This is a genomic window from Rheinheimera sp. B2H12 (assembly GCF_059620065.1).
Map to the genome: position 1 here is coordinate 4,014,120 of NZ_CM184363.1, position 17,134 is coordinate 4,031,253.

11 protein-coding genes and 3 tRNA genes are annotated in these 17,134 nt (G+C 52.6%); 5 read left to right on the forward strand and 9 right to left on the reverse strand.

The annotated features are described in order from the left end of the window. Nucleotides 1-353: 353 nt before the first annotated feature. Nucleotides 354-680 carry an immunity protein Tsi6 family protein gene (locus AC53GJ_RS17245; protein ID WP_496729572.1) on the forward strand — a complete coding sequence of 109 codons (327 nt, stop codon included), beginning with the start codon at nt 354-356 and terminating at the stop codon, nt 678-680. 412 nt (nt 681-1,092) lie between these two features. Here AC53GJ_RS17245 and gpt read toward each other — a convergent pair whose 3' ends face one another. The 6 genes from gpt to AC53GJ_RS17275 all read right to left on the reverse strand — a co-directional run bounded on the left by gpt (nt 1,093) and on the right by AC53GJ_RS17275 (nt 8,310). Further along, nucleotides 1,093-1,563: a xanthine phosphoribosyltransferase gene (gene gpt, locus AC53GJ_RS17250; RefSeq protein ID WP_496729573.1), complete on the reverse strand. Its 471-nt coding sequence runs from the start codon at nt 1,561-1,563 to the stop codon at nt 1,093-1,095. 13 nt (nt 1,564-1,576) lie between these two features. Beyond that, complete coding sequence (deoD, locus tag AC53GJ_RS17255; RefSeq protein WP_496729574.1) at nt 1,577-2,278, reverse strand: purine-nucleoside phosphorylase; 702 nt, start codon at nt 2,276-2,278, stop codon at nt 1,577-1,579. 20 nt (nt 2,279-2,298) lie between these two features. Beyond that, complete coding sequence (locus AC53GJ_RS17260) at nt 2,299-3,519, reverse strand: phosphopentomutase (protein WP_496729575.1); 1,221 nt, start codon at nt 3,517-3,519, stop codon at nt 2,299-2,301. A gap of 372 nt (nt 3,520-3,891) precedes the next feature. After that, entirely contained in the window at nt 3,892-6,435 is a 2,544-nt protein-coding gene (locus AC53GJ_RS17265) for a TonB-dependent receptor (protein ID WP_496729576.1), read from the reverse strand. Nucleotides 6,436-6,601: 166 nt separating this feature from the next. Continuing rightward, a complete protein-coding gene (locus AC53GJ_RS17270; RefSeq protein WP_496729578.1) occupies nt 6,602-7,651 on the reverse strand; it encodes a FecR family protein in 1,050 nt (349 codons plus the stop codon). After that, the gene (locus AC53GJ_RS17275; RefSeq protein WP_496729579.1) at nt 7,651-8,310 is read right to left on the reverse strand and encodes an RNA polymerase sigma factor; all 660 of its coding nucleotides are present in this window, start codon (nt 8,308-8,310) and stop codon (nt 7,651-7,653) included. The genes AC53GJ_RS17270 and AC53GJ_RS17275 overlap by 1 nt, the downstream gene beginning before the upstream one ends. 200 nt (nt 8,311-8,510) lie before the next feature. Here AC53GJ_RS17275 and AC53GJ_RS17280 point away from each other — a divergent pair, with 200 nt between their 5' ends. The 3 genes from AC53GJ_RS17280 to AC53GJ_RS17290 all read left to right on the forward strand — a co-directional run bounded on the left by AC53GJ_RS17280 (nt 8,511) and on the right by AC53GJ_RS17290 (nt 13,473). After that, entirely contained in the window at nt 8,511-9,149 is a 639-nt protein-coding gene (locus AC53GJ_RS17280) for a TetR/AcrR family transcriptional regulator (protein WP_496729580.1), read from the forward strand. 113 nt (nt 9,150-9,262) lie between these two features. After that, nucleotides 9,263-10,396, forward strand: a complete 1,134-nt coding sequence (locus AC53GJ_RS17285; protein ID WP_496729581.1) for an efflux RND transporter periplasmic adaptor subunit — start codon at nt 9,263-9,265, stop codon at nt 10,394-10,396. Continuing rightward, complete coding sequence (locus AC53GJ_RS17290; RefSeq protein WP_496729583.1) at nt 10,393-13,473, forward strand: efflux RND transporter permease subunit; 3,081 nt, start codon at nt 10,393-10,395, stop codon at nt 13,471-13,473. The genes AC53GJ_RS17285 and AC53GJ_RS17290 overlap by 4 nt, the downstream gene beginning before the upstream one ends. A 173-nt stretch (nt 13,474-13,646) precedes the next feature. Here AC53GJ_RS17290 and AC53GJ_RS17295 read toward each other — a convergent pair. From AC53GJ_RS17295 to AC53GJ_RS17305, 3 genes are all read right to left on the reverse strand, one after another. After that, a tRNA-Phe gene (locus AC53GJ_RS17295) sits at nt 13,647-13,722 on the reverse strand. Nucleotides 13,723-13,738: 16 nt separating this feature from the next. Next, a tRNA-Thr gene (locus AC53GJ_RS17300) sits at nt 13,739-13,814 on the reverse strand. An 83-nt stretch (nt 13,815-13,897) separates the two neighbouring features. Then, nucleotides 13,898-13,973 (reverse strand) — tRNA-Phe (locus tag AC53GJ_RS17305). A gap of 254 nt (nt 13,974-14,227) precedes the next feature. On the opposite strand from AC53GJ_RS17305, the gene AC53GJ_RS17310 reads away from it, so the two are divergent. Further along, a complete protein-coding gene (locus tag AC53GJ_RS17310) occupies nt 14,228-16,966 on the forward strand; it encodes a hybrid sensor histidine kinase/response regulator (protein ID WP_496729584.1) in 2,739 nt (912 codons plus the stop codon). Nucleotides 16,967-17,134 lie beyond the last annotated feature (168 nt).

Consider the following 17,134-nt stretch of genomic DNA (forward strand, 5'->3'; position numbering starts at 1 on the left):
CCCAGATAAGAACATGAACTGTCGCTGCGCAACTGCCTCATTTACGGTGGCCGTTAGATCACTTGGCTTCGCTGTCTTGTGCCAGCTCGCCTTCAGCCTACGCCTCATATGAGTTTTTTGTTCATCAGCTCGCAGTTTTGCTAGCGGCTTCCTCCAGACAAAACCTCACGATTTTGCCCTTGCCATTCGCTAGTAGTTATCGTTTACTGTATTGATTGAACAATGTAAACGGTGATCTTCCTACAGAGGACTTTCATCTCATAAGTTCATGCCCATGCTGGGCGTACACAAGGCCCGGCAGCACGCAGCCTTAGGCGGCTGGACTCGCTACGCTCGCGACTGCGGGCAACTTTATGAGGCCCAATACCTTGAGTAATGAGGATGTAAAGGCAGCTGTTTGCAGAGAGGCTCTAGCAACTTTGTCAGAATGCCCTGACGCGTTACTACCACATTTAAGAGAATCTATCGAAGCGCAGTTGAATTGGCTTATAGATTATTTCGAAGGACGCTCGAACGAAAGGCAGCGATTGTATGAGCTTACTTTTGGGCATTATGCCGTAAGGGAGTTAGACCCTAGAGAGGAAAAATTAGTAGATGCTCTTAATAAGGCTTTCTATGTAGCAGTAAAGACACGACAGGGCTTGAAAATCGATCTTCAACTTTTGGGTTACAGTTCATAACAATCGCATGTTTGGAACAAATTTCCGCTTTTCACACAAAGTAAGCTTTTGGCCCCGTTTAGCGAGCCGCTTTAAAATCAATGGTTTGAGGTTTTAAGCTGGCGAGTGTTTGAGCAGTTCGACGCTAGCGAACTGCGAGTTGCGCCAGCGCCTCAAACTATTGATTTTATTGCGGGCTTTCGAGCGATCCGGGGTCGCCTTTTCTTTGGTTCCTTTCTTTTGGCGAAGCAAAAGAAAGGAACTCGCCAACGGCGAAAGCTTTTCAAAGCATGCTAGCGGCAAGCTAGAAAAATAAAGCACTTAGCTGCAAGCTTAAAAAACACCAGCCGTTGTCACGGCTCCAGAAAACAGCAACCGCCGGCTGCAACACCGGCCAAAGCTGCCATGCTGCCAGCACAGCAGCATCAAAGCATCACTGCTCTGCTAACGGCTTGCTGTAAGACAGCTCCATATCCCATGGCAATTGGATCCAGGTGTCTTGCTCGATATCAGTGACGTATTTATCCACCAGCGGTTTGCCCTGTGGTTTAGCGTACACAGTGACAAAACAAGCTTGCGGGAATAGCTCGCGTAGCGCTTTGGCGGTTTCGCCGGTGTCGACCAAATCGTCTACGATCAGCAGTTTTGGGCTGTCGACGATTTCGGCGTTTTTCAGGATCCGTAATTCACGTTGCTGATCATGGTCATAGCTCGACACACAAATACTGTCAACCACCCGGATATTCAGCTCACGGGCCAGAATAGCGGCTGGCACCAGTCCACCACGACTGACCGCGATGATGCTGTCATAACCGCCGTCCAGACAAAGCTTGGCTAATTGTTTGGTGGCGCGGTGAAACGCTTCCCAGGACACATAAAACATTTTATTACTGCTCAGTGACATCTTCAGACTCCGCTTAGGCCAGGGCTAAGGCAATTTCGACCATTTCGTTAAAGCTGGTCTGGCGTTCATCGGCACTTAACGACTCACCGGTACGGATATGATCCGAAACTGTCATAATGGATAAGGCATTGATACCGTATTCTGCCGCCACGCCGTACAGGCCAGCAGCTTCCATCTCAACACCCAGAATGCCGTATTTTTCCAGCGTATCAAACAGGGTTTCGCTTGGGTTATAAAACAGATCAGAAGTGAACACATTGCCAACTTTCACCGCGATATTTTTCGCCCGGGCCGCGGCAACAGCGCGTTCCAGCAAGTCAAAACTGGCTAAAGCAGCAAAATCCATGCCCTGCAGACGATTACGATTCACTGCCGAATCTGTGCTGGCTCCCATCGCAATCACCACTTCACGCACTTTCACTGACAGTGGTAAACCACCACAAGAACCAATACGGATAATGTTTTTCACACCATAGAACTTCACCAGCTCAGTGGCATAAATTGACATCGATGGGATACCCATGCCAGAGCCCATCACACTGACTTTTTTGCCCTGATAGTGACCGGTAAAACCAAACATATTGCGAACTGTGTTGACCTGAACAACATCAGTCAGGAAGGTATCAGCAATATGTTTTGCCCGCAGCGGATCGCCAGGCATTAAAACGGTTTCAGCAAAAGCACCAGCTGCGGCGTTGATATGTGGAGTACTCATCAAATTTCTCTTCAGTTAGGTTATTCGTTATGGCTCTGTACCAGCGGTAAAAAGGACTGGCCATAAGCCAGTGGCGCCAGTTGGAAAAAGTCTGCCAGCGTCTGACCCATGTCAGCAAAGGTCTGACGCTCACCAAGATTTTTTGGCAACACAGCCGGACCACTAAACAGCACCGGAACATACTCACGGGTATGCTCAGTGCCAATCCAGGTTGGATCACAACCATGATCGGCCGTCATCAGTAACACAGTATCAGGCGTCAGCACTGTAGTGAGCTCAGCTAAACGACGGTCAAAATATTCCAGAGCTTCGCCATAACCTATAGGATCACGACGATGGCCATAGTTCTGGTCAAAATCCACCAGGTTGGTAAAAATCAGCGTGCGATCACCTGCTTTGGCATATTCCGCCAGCGTGGTATCCATCAGTGCGGTCAGACCTGTGGCTTTTAGTTCTTTCGTCACGCCCTGATGAGCATAGATGTCGGCGATTTTACCAATACTAATCACGGTACCGCCACTTTCGGTCAGTTTGTCCAGCAAAGTTGGCGCCGGTGGTAACACGGAATAATCTTTCCGGTTGCCGGTGCGGGCATAAGTACTGGCTGAATCGCCTAAAAATGGTCGTGCGATGACCCGGCCTATGTTGTATGGATCTAACAACTCACGCGCCACTTCGCAAAACTGATACAGCTTCTCCAGGCCAAAATGCTGTTCATGCGCCGCCACTTGAAACACGCTATCTGCCGAGGTGTAGCAGATGGGGAAACCGCTGCGGACATGCTCATCGCCAAGTTTTATTAAAATATCAGTGCCAGAGGCATGGCAATTGCCAAGAATACCAGCCACACCAGTGCGGCGACATAATTCATCGAGCAGTTCCTGCGGGAAACTTTGTTGTTTGCTGTGAAAATAACCCCAGTCAAATAACACTGGCACACCGGCAATTTCCCAATGGCCGCTCGGGGTATCTTTGCCGCTGGATAACTCAGCCGCATAGCCATAAGCACCGGCGACAGGTTCATGATCGACGACAGCAGCCATTTCGGAAGAGGCAGCAAAAGCCGCTTTAACTAAGCCCAATCTGGCTAAATTAGGTAATTCCAGTTGCCGGCCCTTGGCATTGGCAAAAGCCCTGGCAATACTGGCAAAGGTATTAGCCCCGGCGTCACCAAATTTGTCGGCATCAGGCGCACTGCCGATACCAAAACTGTCCAACACTAAAATAATTGCTTTTGCCATGTCGTGTTACCTCATTTACAGCTATCACAAAACGCCTGCAAGCTCTTTCGGCCGCCAGCATTGTGCTCAGTTATTCAAGCTTATGGCATACCATAGCTCAGCCACGCACGCTGTGCATCATATCTGTCACACTCGGCATGCTGTTACGCAAAATAGCCGCCACAGACTGATAGCCCGCTGAACCTGGCAAAAATAAAAGGGCACGCAGCTTAGACCGGATTGACTGTTTTAGCAATAACTGAACAAAATAGAATGGCAGGAAAAAAACGCAAAAAAACATCTCAGCGCCAAGTTGAGATGACAGCCAGCTCAGCAGGCAACGGCAGTGCCCACCTGCACTGCCGTTGTGTTCGAGGTTACAATCCATCTAATTTAGAAACTATACTTCACGCCCAGGCCATAACTTGCCGGTGCACCAACCAGCCGGCTGCCGGCATTCAGCTCTAGAAAGTACACTTTATCGGTGATATTACGGCCATACAGATACCACAACAGCGATTCATTGTATTGCCAGTCCAAATGTAAATTAACCAAACCATAAGCAGGCGTGATATTGCCAGCTTCGGCATTGAGCCGGTTTGACTCTTCATCGTGATACTGATAGCTCAACCGGCTGCGCAGCGCCGAACCATCGCTAAAACTGTATTGATGCGCCAGCGTCAGCTGATAGGTCAGCTCTGGCGCGCCCGGCAGTTGATCGCCAATGGTATTAGTCACTTCGCTGATCCGGTTGGAACTGAACTCAGTGATTTCTGATTTAACAAAGCTGACCGCAGTATCCAGCGCTAACTGCTGCCAGCCATTGCGCCACAGCGTCGCCGACAAGGCAGCTTCCAGTCCGCGCACCTCGGCCGCCCCGACGTTAGCGCGACCATTGGTATCATTGGATAAACGGGTGGTCGCCTGCATTTCTTTGAAATTATAACCAAAAGCATCCAGGCTGGCATTCAGCACATCCCCGCTATAACGGTAACCGGCTTCCAGCGCCACCACAGTTTCCGAATCAAAAGGCATGGTTTCCTCCAGTGAAAAAATCGAGGTGCCATCAAAACCGCCGCCACGATAACCGTTACTGACCGATGCATATAGATTACTGCTGTCGGTCAGATAATATTGCGCTGTTAATTTGGCCGACAGATTTTGGTCGGAAAAATCCCGATCCCAGCTAAAATAGCTGGGCGATTTAAACACTGTGCTATAAATCGAAGTGCCCCAGGGATTTAAATCCTGATTGTGACCACTGAATTTGGCATTATCGTGGGTAAACCTCAGTCCGGCCGACAGTTTCCAGTCATTGCCGGCATACCAGTCCAGATTGGAAAATAACGCCGCGCTGTTGCGACTTTGCTGATAAGGCGAGCGATACACCGAGCGCACATCAAAACTGGTCCAATCACTTTGAAAATCAACGGTATCAGTGACTAAAAACGCCCCTGCCAGCCAGTCAAAATCACCGCCAGTACTGTCACTGAAGCGAATTTCCAGCGACGACTGTGATAATGCCTCATCAAACAAATACTTATAGGCCTGATAAGGCGTACCATCGCCATTACCGCCCATTTTGCGATCGCTTTGCTGATGGCCCAATAAGGTATTTAATTGCAAATCAGCGGACAGTTGATGCTCCAGCTCGGCCTGCACTCCTGAAATGCTGATATCGTGACGATAATATTCATCAGAGTAAAAACGGTACGGATCGCTGTCTTCACCGGCGTTTTTCAGCTTACCGGCGCTGTTTTCGGCATCATAAGCAATGCGATCATATTGCAAAGTATCGCCTTGATCTGCGCTGAAAAAATACCGCAGGGTTAATTCAGTCGCGCTACTGAACTGATAGACAGAGGTCGCCCGCAGTGCAAACAAGTCCTTATCGCCAAAACCATCGCGCTGACCAGGATCCTGAATGGCCGGGATCTGTTTTTCAAAGCCTTTGGGTGCAAAACCGGCAAAACGGCCAGCGCCCATGCCGGTCATATAACCACCGCCCTGCTCCATTTTTACCGCCAGCCGCAGCCCAAGCTGGTCTGTGACGGCACCACCAAAAGCGGCTTCCGCGCTGGTGGCCTGATGGCTGCCATAATCGACGCTGGCATAACCGTCAAATTCGGTACCGGGTTTACGGGTGATCGCATTAATAGTACCAGCCGTGGTATTGCGGCCATACAAAGTACCTTGCGGGCCTTTGAGCACTTCCAGCCGTTCAATATCAAACAGCGGCATCGCCAGATAAGCATTCGACGTCTGATAAATACCATCGACATGCAGTGCCACCGATGGGTTACCATTGGGTTTATAGTCATCGGCGCCACCAATACCGCGAATGGTGATAAAACTGTTTTGCGGACCGCCAAAAGCCGAGTTAATGGACACCCCAGGCACCGCCTGGAACAAGCCACTGAAATCTTTCACACCGGCATCTTTTAACTGCTCGGCACTGAGCACCGCCATGGAGGCGGCCACGTCCAGCACACTGCTGGCTCTTTTACTGGCAGTGACCATGATCACTTCCATCGGTACTGTGCTACTGGTCTGACGAACAGCTTTTGGCTGGCTGTCGGTTGCCACCTGGTTGCCTGGTTGCTGCTGGATCACATAACTGCCGTTGGGCTGGCGTACCGCCAGCAAACCAGTGCCCTGCAACAGCTGTTGCAACGCCGCGGGCAATGACATGGTACCGGCAAAAGGTGTCACCTGTTGTTGGCCGACCAACCGGCCCGGCGCAATAATGATCTGGCCACTCTGATACGACAACTGATGCAGTGCCGTGGTTAAATCCACCGCAGTGATTTGCCACTCATTGGCAGCAACCTCAGTCGCCAGCACTGGCAGCGCCAGCAAACTGCTCAGTGCCAGCGTCACAGCACAGGCCAATGGTTTGAGCGCAGGTTGCCCAAGCGGGTTCGAGAACATCTTCATTTCAGACTCCGTTGATTAAGCTCCGTCAGGAGCGATGCAAGAAAAAACAGCATTGCAGTCGACTGTCGGAATAAAGAGGCAATACAACACGAAGTTTTTCAGGACAAATACAAGCTTCATCAAAGCTTCACAAACGGATTGATAGTTGCAGTCTGACGGTGCCGGACTAATAGCGTGAGTCCGGCACCAGCAGCAGTTGAAATTCCTGTTCAGTTTCAATTAATTGCAAAGGGTAAGCGGCAGGTAAACTTTGCAGTATGGTCTCAGCCTGACTGGCGGTCAGCGCAGTACTGATCTGCAGGTCAGACAGGTCCGCTGTGTTAAAGACAATTTTTTTGTGCAGATAAGGCTGCAGGGCCAACAAAAAGTCCGGCAGTGTCGCCTGCTGGAAACGCAGCTGGCCTGACACCCAATCCGGCAGATAATCGAGCGGTAACTGAGTTTTGTCGCCAATTGGCTGACCATCGGCAGCAGTGACAATTTGCTCGCCACCTTGTAATACCATTGGACTGGCCGCACCGCGTGCCCCGACCAGTACCGAACCTTGTAACACAGCAATCTGCACGCCCTCCGCCAAGCGGCTGACGACAAAGCGGGTACCGGTCACCGTAATTTCAGTCTGACCGGCCTGCACCACAAAACGACTGTCTGCCAGATGCGCCACGGCAAACATGGCCTGGCCTCGTTGCAGGTTCACCTGACGCTGTCCGGCACTCAGGCTGAGATCAAACTGGCTGTCCGGCGCTAAAGTGACCGCCGAGCCATCCGGTAACTGCAGCTGTTGCACCTGAGCAACCGCGCTTTGATACATCAGCTGTGCCGGAGCATTGGGCGCTGATGGCAGCCAGTACCAACAGCTAAATAGCAAAGCTGTGGCGGCCAACCCGCTGAGCCAACGGCTGGTAGTATGATGACGCCAGGTTTGCCTGGCAACACTTGTAGTGGCCGCAAGCACCTGGCCGGCAGGCTCTGATTGCCAGCGCTGTTGTGCCAGTTGCGCCTGGTACTCGATAGCAGCGTCAATCACCGCATCACTCATCCCCAACTGTTGCCACAGCTTGGCAATAGCGGCAAAAGCCTCGGCATGCAAAGCTGAGCTGTGCAACCACTGTTGAAATTGTGCCTGGGTGCAGGCTTCTGTTTCACCTGAATTCAGCCGGACAAACCAGTCTTTGGCTTGCTGACGAACCTGCGCTTCATGCGCGGTATGTGGCATTATGCCTCCACTCCCTGGGCTGGCTGTGGCTGCAATGGAGCCTCATTTGCTGACATCTCTGTCACTTTTAACAGCAAATCCAGCACCTGATGCAGTTGCCGGCTGATATCGGCCAGACTCCAACCGGTTTGAGCGGCAATCTGGCTATAGGTTTTGCCTTGGATCCGGCTCGCCAATAAAATAAAACGTTGTTTTTCCGTCAAACCAGCGATGGCCGTGGCAATTTGCTGTAAGCCTTGCTGTTGTTGTAAGTGTTGTTCCGGATCGGCCGCCTCTGATAACAGCAGATCCAGCGTTTCGACCGGAACTTTGATGGGCATCTGTTGATTGGTGCGCCGCGCTTTCAGCGCAATATTGATCGCCACTTTATATAAGAAGGCTTTTGGCTGTTCGATATGACTGCTGTCTTTTAATCCGCTCAGTACCGAGAAGGCTTCTTGCGCCACATCTTCCGGCTCTGGTGGACCGGCGCCATATAAACGGTATAAAAACCCGCATAAACCAGCGAAGTGCTGCTGGAATAACTGGGTCATATTCAGCGCCGGACGCTGTGGCGGCAAAGTGGCGACTGTCAATGCAGCCGCTTGCTCGCTGGTTGTCAAACGCGCGGCAACAGCCTCAGATAATGGCAACGACAATCCAACACCAACTGCACTCATCAGCAACCTCAGGTCAATACAGCGTGATGACAAAGAACAGCAGCAAAGACAGCCAGAGGTCTAAATCATCCGTTAACACCCGACAGTTTGCCGATAATGCATTGCAACCAGATGACAATAAAAGCTGAATAAGTTTCAGATTATTATTGCCTACGGCTTCACCGCCGCTTAAAATGTTAAAAATTTTCAGGTTTACAGCCATGACAAACAAATTGCAGGATCTAAGTGTGCGCCAACCCAAACAAGAACGTAGCAAACAACGCCGCGATCAAATTCTGCAGGCTGCCAGCAGCATTATTTTGCAAAAAGGCTGCGCGAATCTGACCATCAGTGAAATTGCCAGCCTGGCCGGGGTGACACCGGGTTCGATGTATCAGTACTACCGGAATAAACAAGCCATAGTGCTGGCACTGGGGCAACATTATGTCGAGATCTTTCAGCAGCGGCTGGCCGGGGTTTTTGCCGCCCCCGTCAACAGCAGGGCTGAACTGAGTGCACTATTTCTGCAGGTACTGGAACTGCATTATCAGCTGTTTCGCGATGATCCCGTGGTGCGTGATATCTGGGCAGGCACCGCCACCGATAAAGAAATGCAAGACCTGGATCAACAGGATACAGCCCGGCATCTGGCGGTGTTTTGTGAAGTGGCGGCACCATTTTTTCCGGCCGGGGCCAGTGCTGATTTACATAGCAGTCTGAACCTGTTGCTACACTTTGCTATTGCCGGTTCACGGCTGGCGTTGGCGCAAACGCCGATTGAAGGTCGCAACACCCTTGAACAGGCGAAAAAATTGCTTGCTGCCGGCTGGACAGAATTTTGCCAACGTTATCCTGCATAACTGCAACAGTCGGGACTGACAATCACGGCATGCCAGCAGTTGCACGACAACACTGATGTTTTCAAACGGATTTGCCATCTGCCGCCAGCGGCGGTTTACCTTGAGGAGTTGTTATGTTTGTGTTTTCCAGTCTGTCATGCCCCACCCCAGCCTGGTGGCGCTCCATGCAGTCGCTGACGGCAATAGTCACTTTTTGTGCCACCTTCCTGGCTCTCAGTGGTTGCTCCGAAGCACCGCCAGTTGTCACTGAAAGCATCAGACCGGTGAAGACCATCCTGGTCAGCGCTGGCAGTGCAGCCGAAAAGCTGGTGCAAACCGGTGAAATCAGACCGTCCGAAGAAACCAGCCTTGGTTTTCGCATCGATGGCCGACTGGTGCAGCGGCTGGTGGACGTTGGGGCTGTGGTCAAAGCCGGTGCTGTGATTGCCACTTTAGATCCCAGTGATAGTGATAATCAGCTCAAAGCCGTCAAAGCCCAGTTCGACAGCGCGGTCAGTGCGGAAAAACTGGCACAATCCAATTTTAACCGATTACAACAATTGTCACCCGGTGGTGCAGTATCGGCAGCACAGCTGGAACAAGCCAAATCAGAGTATGAAGCCAGTTTGTCAGCCCGCCAGAGTGCAGAAGCCAATGTGACCAGCGCCCGAGATCGACTCAGCTTTACCCGTCTGACCGCCCAGAGCGATGGCATCGTATCCGCAGTCACAGCCAATCCGGGTCAGGTGGTCAGTGCCGGTCAGGAAATCGTTCGTTTAGCATCCTTATCTGGCCGCGATGCTGTTTTTGATGTCTCTGAAAGCTTGATCCACAGCCACCAAGGCCAGCCACAAGTGCTGGTAACGCTGTTGTCCGATCCAAGCATTCAGGCGGTAGGTCAAATCCGCGATGTCAGTCCGGTGGCCGATCCGGTCACCCGCACCATCCGGGTCAGAGTCAAACTGGAACAACCGCCAGCTGCCTTTGGTTTTGGTGCCACTGTGCAGGGCAGTATCGATAAACCGGCTTCTGATGTCGTGCTGATCCCAGCCTCAGCGCTGACCAGAGCTGGCACAGAACCTGCCGTCTATGTGGTAGATCCGCAGAGCTCGCAGTTGCAACTGAAACCCGTCAGCATCAGCCGTTATACCGAGCAGGACGTGGTGATCAGTACAGGGCTGAACGGCGGCGAACAAGTCGTGATTGCCGGAGTGGCTAAATTACGACCAGGTATGACAGTACGACTGCTGACGGAGCCAAAAGCATGAAGCTCACTCAGCATCAGACCCAGGCAACCCAGGGCGGTTTTAATCTGTCGGCCTGGGCGCTGGCCAATCAGCAACTGGTGGCATTTTTACTGCTGGTGGTGATGGTCTGCGGTGTGCTCAGTTATGATCGATTACCGCGCAATGAAGATCCGGCCTTTACCATCAAAACCGCAGTAGTGTCCGCTGGCTGGCCAGGTGCCACCGTCCTCGACACGATGAATTTGCTGACCGAACCTATTGAGAAAAAGCTGCAGGAAATTCCTTATCTGGATTTTGTCGAAAGTTATACCAAAAGCGGCGAAGCTGTGGTGTTTCTGGCGCTGAAAGACAATACCCCGCCCGCGATGGTGCCGGATATCTGGTACAAAGTGCGGAAAAAAATGCAGGATCTGGCGCCCAGCCTGCCGCAAGGGAGTTCACCCCCAGCGGTCAACGACGAGTTTGACGACACTTTTGGCACCATTTTTGGGTTTGTCGCCGACGGTTTCAGCCCGCGTGAAGTCAGAGACTATGTCGAAGATCTGCGGGCAGCGCTGCTACAAGTACCGAACGTTGGCAAAATTGACATGCTCGGCGTGGAAGAAGAGCAAATTGTGGTCGAATTTTCGCCGCGCCGGATGGCAGGGCTTGGGTTGGATCCAGCCCAGGTGATGCAAAGTATTCAGGCGCAAAATGCTGTGACGCCCACCGGCGTGGTGCGAACCGAACAGGAGCGCATCAGCCTGCGGGTCAGCGGTGCTTTTACCTCTGAGCAGAGTATCCGCGATATCACCTTACGACTAGGCGACCGTTTTGTCGCTTTGTCTGAGATAGCCACAGTGTCCAGACAACTGGCAGAGCCACCAGCGCCATTGTTTAAAGTGAATGGCGAAAAAGCGCTGGGGCTGGCCATTTCAATGGCGCCGACCGGCAATATGCTGGAATTTGGTCAGGCCATTCGCAGCACGATGCAACAACTGGCACAGGATCTGCCACATGGTATTGAGATGCATGTGGTCGCCGATCAGTCGGCGGTGGTGAAAGACGCCGTCGGTGGTTTTATCAAGGTGCTGATGGAAGCTATCGTCATTGTGCTGGCCGTGTCTTTTGTATCGCTGGGAACCCGCGCCGGTTTGGTGGTTGCAGTCTCGGTGCCTGTCGTGCTGGCGATGACCTTTGTTGGCATGGAACTGGCTGATATCGGCCTGCAACGGATTTCACTGGGCGCGCTGATCATTGCACTGGGTTTGTTGGTGGATGATGCCATGATCACCGTCGAAGCCATGGTGTCACGGCTGGAGGCTGGCTGGGATTTGCGCCGGGCTGCCACTTATGCCTATGAAACGACCGCATTTCCAATGCTGACCGGCACCCTGGTGATGATTGCCGGTTTTATTCCGGTTGGTTTTGCCTCATCCAGCGCTGGGGAATATTGCTTCTCGTTATTTATGGTGGTGCTGATTGCGCTACTCAGTTCATGGATAGTCGCAGTACTGTTTTCGCCACTGCTTGGGGTCTGGCTGTTAAAAGCCACGCCCGGCGCCAGTCATCCGGCGCCCGGTGCTATGGCTCAGGCTTATGACAGGCTTTTGGCCACAGCGCTGCGCCAGCGTGGTCAAAGTATTGTACTGGCGCTGGCACTCTTTGGGCTGGCACTGGTTGGCAGTTCGCAGTTGCAGGAAGAGTTTTTCCCGGCATCAGACCGGCCTGAACTGTTAATCAGTATCAACTTACCACAAAACAGTGCGCAGACTGAAACCGCCCGCCGCACCGCCGAACTGGAACAAGTGCTGCGCGCCGATCAGGATGTCGCCTATTTTTCCAGCTATATCGGCACCGGTGCCATCCGCTTCTATCTTCCGATGGATGTGCTGCTCAGTCATGAACATGTGGCACAAATCGTGGTGGTGACCAAGGGTCTGGCCGAGCGTGATGCGGTCCGTCAGCGGTTGGACAGCCTGATCCGGCAACAATTTAGTGATCTCGTGGTACGGGTGTCGCCGCTGGAACTGGGTCCACCGGTGGGCTGGCCACTGAAATACCGCGTGATGGGGCCCGATATCGACGTGGTGCGGACCCAGGCTCTGGCGCTGAGTGCCATTATTGGCAACAATCCGCACAGCCGGGACGTCAATATGACTGCTGGCGAGCCGGAGCGCAGTGTGCTGGTGGAAGTCAATCAGACCGAAGCCAGGGCTGCCGGTTTCAGTTCTGAAGATGTCGCTACAGCGCTGGCCACTATTTTCTCTGGTCAGACGCTGACCTCAGTGCGGGATGGCAAGCGGCTGGTGAATGTGGTGGTGCGGGGGCAAAGCAATGAACGCGCCGATCTGGCGACCATCACCAATTTGCAAATCCGCACCGCGGATGGCCGTGCTGTACCGCTGCGTCAGATCGCCAAAGTCAGTTATACCCTGAGTGATCCGATGATTTGGCGCCGGCAACGGCAAGCTTTTATCACAGTGCAGGCTGATATTGCCCCAGACATGACAGCAAAGGCGGTGGTTGAAAGTCTGGCGCCGGCAGTCAACACCTTCAGTGCACAGCTGCCAGCCGGTTATCAGTTGGAGATTGGCGGAGCTGCGGCTGAGTCGGAAAAAGGCAATGCTTCAGTGTTTGCGGTATTACCTGTCACTATGCTGGTGATGCTGGTGCTGCTGATGATCCAGCTCAAGCGCCTGTCCCGCACGCTGCTGGCTTTTATCACAGCCCCTTTTGGTCTGATTGGTATTGTGCTGGCGATGTTGCCAACCGGGACGCCTATGGGTTTTGTGGCGTTGCTGGGGGTGATCGCGCTGGCTGGGATGATTATCCGTAATGCGGTGATCCTGATCAGTGAAGTCGACAGCAATGTTGCCGCCGGAATGAGCCGGGATGAGGCTATTATGGCCGCGACCCGCCACCGCGCCAGACCTATTTTACTGACCGCGGCTGCCGCGATCCTGGGGATGCTGCCAATTGCCAGCCAGGTGTTCTGGGGACCGATGGCCTATGCCATTATTGGTGGTTTATTTGCCGCCACCATCCTGACGCTGACAGTACTGCCCTGCGCGCTTAGCTTGCTGATGCAGCGCGAAACCCACGCAACTGGTGCATAGAGCCCGCCACAATCAGCTCCGGTTACCAGGCCGGGGCTGATGGGGACACGACGGACATTGGGCTGTGCAGTAACACTGACGCCAAGCAGCATTACTGATAAGAATGTCGCTGACAAAAACCAAACCCGAGTAAAACAAAAAGCCCCGCAATTGCTTGCGGGGCTTACTGTTTATGGTGCCCAGAGGCGGAATCGAACCACCGACACGCGGATTTTCAATCCGCTGCTCTACCGACTGAGCTATCTGGGCAAAACTTATCTTCAAATGGTGCCGCTTATCCGAGTCGAACGGATGACCTACTGATTACAAGTCAGTTGCTCTACCAACTGAGCTAAAGCGGCAATGTCAGCTGAAGCGAACACCGGGTGATACTGAGAGTTGATTTGCTGCAGAACAACAAGCTATTTCAATACACCAAAATTTATGGTGCCCAGAGGCGGAATCGAACCACCGACACGCGGATTTTCAATCCGCTGCTCTACCGACTGAGCTATCTGGGCAACGTGGCGTATTAAACGGATTTTGCCGGATCAAGTCAACATTTTTTTCGAAAAGCCTGCTCGACAGCTTAGAACTTGAACAAAACGCTGAAAAAAAGCCTGTTTAGTGGCAATTTTGCACCTGAATCTGGTCGTTGGTGGACAAAAGCGATTAGTTCTACACTCGCCAGCCTTGGTTAATTTCACCCTGGTATCTGGTATGCCGACAAAAAACAACTAAAATCAAGGTCATTGCCTGTTTCTGGCCGTATCGGATGCAAAAACCAAGTTATACCCCAGTATTTCTGCGTTATTTTACGCTATTAACATTGTTGCTGCTGGTGCTGCAAAGCTTGCTGCTGAGCCTCTTGCACCCGATTGACTCAAAACAACGCCCGCCGCTGGCGGCACAAGCTGAATTGCAGGCGCAAGCCTTGGTGGCACTGCTGCAGGCGCAGCCGGCACTTGAACCTAATCAGTTGTTGCAACTGATGAACCCGGCAGAATTTGGCATCGGCGCTTTTTTTATCCAGGCCCAGACCACGCCGACACAGATTTACCGCAATACCGTCTCATTGTCTGACTTTTCGGTTGAAGCGGCGCTATTAGCACCAGAGCAGCAACGCGGCTTTCAGGTGCAGTTACTGCCAGTGCGGGCTAAAGATCAATTACTCGGACAACTGATGCTGGTGCAACGACAACAAACCACGGCATGGCCAGGCTGGCTGCGCAGCATGTTATGGCTGACCTTGCCCTCACTGGCGCTGGCGGCCCTGGCGGCCTGGTGGCTGGCTCAAAGGTGCAACCGGCCATTGCGTCAGTTACAGCAGGAACTGGACACTGTACTGCAACAAGAACATTATCATGGCAGTCTGCATCTGCCGCCAGACGCGGCGCCACTGCAGCCTGTGATCAACCAGTTTAATCAACTGCTGAAAAAATTAGCCCAACTGCAACAACTGAATCAGCAACAAAGCCAACAGCATACCAGCCAGTTACAGCAACAGGCGCTGACATTACGGCAACGCACTGATGCACTGGAAAGTGCCCGCCAGCATGCGGAAAAAGCCAGTGCAGCCAAATCCACTTTTCTGGCCACCATGAGCCATGAAATTCGCACCCCGATGAATGGCATTATCGGCACCATAGATTTATTGCGCAAAACCCCACTGGCGGCGGCGCAATTGCGGATGACGGACACTATCCGTGATTCGTCTTTTGCCCTTTTGCATATCCTGGATGATATTCTGGACTTTTCCAAAATTGAGGCCGGTAAACTGGAGCTGGAAGCCATCCCGTTATCGCTGAACGATACCATTGAAGCGGTCGGTCGCATCCTGGTGTCGATGGCTTATCAGCGCCAACTGGACTTTCATATTTATGTCGACCCTGCCATCCCCGATGGCCTGATTGGCGATCCGGTGCGACTGCGGCAAATTTTATATAACCTGGCAGGGAATGCCATCAAGTTTACCCACAGCAGCAGCGCCCGGCTCGGTCAGGTGCAGATCCGGGCTGAGTTACTCAGCAGCCAGCATGATGCCTGTCAGGTGCAAATCAGTGTCAGCGATAATGGCAAAGGCATGTCTGCGCGCCAATTGCAGCTAATCTTTCAGCCTTTTCATCAGGCCGATGATTCAATTACCCGGCATTTTGGCGGCACCGGATTGGGACTGTCGATTTGTCAGCGGCTGGCTGCGCTGATGTATGGCGAAATTCAGGTGCAAAGCACAGTCGGCGCCGGCAGTTGCTTTATGCTGCAAATTCCGTTGCGCCGCAGCCATCAAAGCCAGCCGACCGATCCGCAACTGCTGGCCGGTCTGCAATTAAGATTATTTTGCCCACAGCCGTTGTCTGCCGCGGATATGCAAAGCTACCTGAGCTACGCTGGTGCCAGCTTGCAATTGCTGCCGGACGATCCACAGCAATGGCAGGCGCTGGCAGAATCTTTGCAAGCACAGCAGAGCGAAATTTGGCTATTGCAGGCGACAGATACGCCATTTGAGCAGGAACTGCTGTGGCAACTGCTGACCGGGCGACCAATCACCATCATCCTACTCAGCAACAAGCCTGAACTTGGTGAAAGCCTGCACCCGCGGTTACAACATCTGCACTGCGCGCCCTTGTGCCGCAGTCAATTGTACGAAGCTGTGCTGCTGGCAAGCGGCCGGTTGCAGCCCTCAGCCGTCAGCAACCTTGTCACTAACCTGTTGCCGGTGCCAGAGCGTCAGCAAGCGCTGGCAACACGACAACTGATTTTATTGGCTGAAGACAACGACATGAACCGGCAAGTGTTGCTGGCGCAATTAGAAGCACTTGGTTATACCGCTGACGTGGCCACTGATGGCCAGCAAGCCCTGGAAAAATGGCGGTTGTATCATTATCCGCTGCTGCTGACTGATTTACATATGCCGATGCTCAGTGGTTATGAACTGGCGACCAGTATCAGGCGTGAAGCTGCACTGATGGCAGACTCGCGGCAGGATTACACCCGGATCATTGCTATCACGGCGAATGCGCTCAAAGGCGAAGAACAAAAATGCCTCAGTATCGGCATGGATGGTTATCTGACTAAACCGGTGGAATTAGCAAAACTGCAGCAACTGTTGCAGCTGTGGCTGCCGCACTCCAGCCTGCAAGCTGCGCCGGAGTCAACTGCAGCAGTCGCGACTGTCAGTCAGCTGTCGCCGATTTGTTTTACCACCATCGCGAATTTTCTCGGACCGGATCCGCAGCAACATCAGGCCTGTTTGCAGTATTTTGTCAGTCAGAGTCTGGACCTCATCAATCGGCTTTCGGCTCATGCCGCAGCGCGCCAGCCCGATGAACTGGAAACGGTGTTACATCAGTTTAAGGCCATGACCAAAAGTATTGGCGCTTTGGCACTGAGCCAAAGCTGCAAAAAATTGGCCAGCAGCCTCCGGCAACAGCATTGGCCAGGTATTGACCTTGATTTAGCAGCAGTCAATCACGAGTATCAGCAGGTGGTGGCTTTTATCACCGAACGTTATTAGCTGATAGCCAAAATTATTGAAGATTCGGCCAGGCGACGAGGGAGCGAGGCCCCTGCAGCATAGCTGTCTATGTGACTGGGGCCTGAGAGCGAAGGCAACAACTGCGAATCTTCCAGGATAATGGCGATAAAAGCCAAAATCGGCACTGGCTGGCCAGCATGGCTGCAG

Coding starts and splice junctions, on each gene's coding strand:
- AC53GJ_RS17245 (WP_496729572.1), top strand. CDS start 354: ATGAGGCCCAATACCTTGAGTAATGAGGATGTAAAGGCAGCTGTTTGC.
- gpt (WP_496729573.1), bottom strand. CDS start 1,563: ATGTCACTGAGCAGTAATAAAATGTTTTATGTGTCCTGGGAAGCGTTT.
- deoD (WP_496729574.1), bottom strand. CDS start 2,278: ATGAGTACTCCACATATCAACGCCGCAGCTGGTGCTTTTGCTGAAACC.
- AC53GJ_RS17260 (WP_496729575.1), bottom strand. CDS start 3,519: ATGGCAAAAGCAATTATTTTAGTGTTGGACAGTTTTGGTATCGGCAGT.
- AC53GJ_RS17265 (WP_496729576.1), bottom strand. CDS start 6,435: ATGAAGATGTTCTCGAACCCGCTTGGGCAACCTGCGCTCAAACCATTG.
- AC53GJ_RS17270 (WP_496729578.1), bottom strand. CDS start 7,651: ATGCCACATACCGCGCATGAAGCGCAGGTTCGTCAGCAAGCCAAAGAC.
- AC53GJ_RS17275 (WP_496729579.1), bottom strand. CDS start 8,310: ATGAGTGCAGTTGGTGTTGGATTGTCGTTGCCATTATCTGAGGCTGTT.
- AC53GJ_RS17280 (WP_496729580.1), top strand. CDS start 8,511: ATGACAAACAAATTGCAGGATCTAAGTGTGCGCCAACCCAAACAAGAA.
- AC53GJ_RS17285 (WP_496729581.1), top strand. CDS start 9,263: ATGTTTGTGTTTTCCAGTCTGTCATGCCCCACCCCAGCCTGGTGGCGC.
- AC53GJ_RS17290 (WP_496729583.1), top strand. CDS start 10,393: ATGAAGCTCACTCAGCATCAGACCCAGGCAACCCAGGGCGGTTTTAAT.
- AC53GJ_RS17310 (WP_496729584.1), top strand. CDS start 14,228: ATGCAAAAACCAAGTTATACCCCAGTATTTCTGCGTTATTTTACGCTA.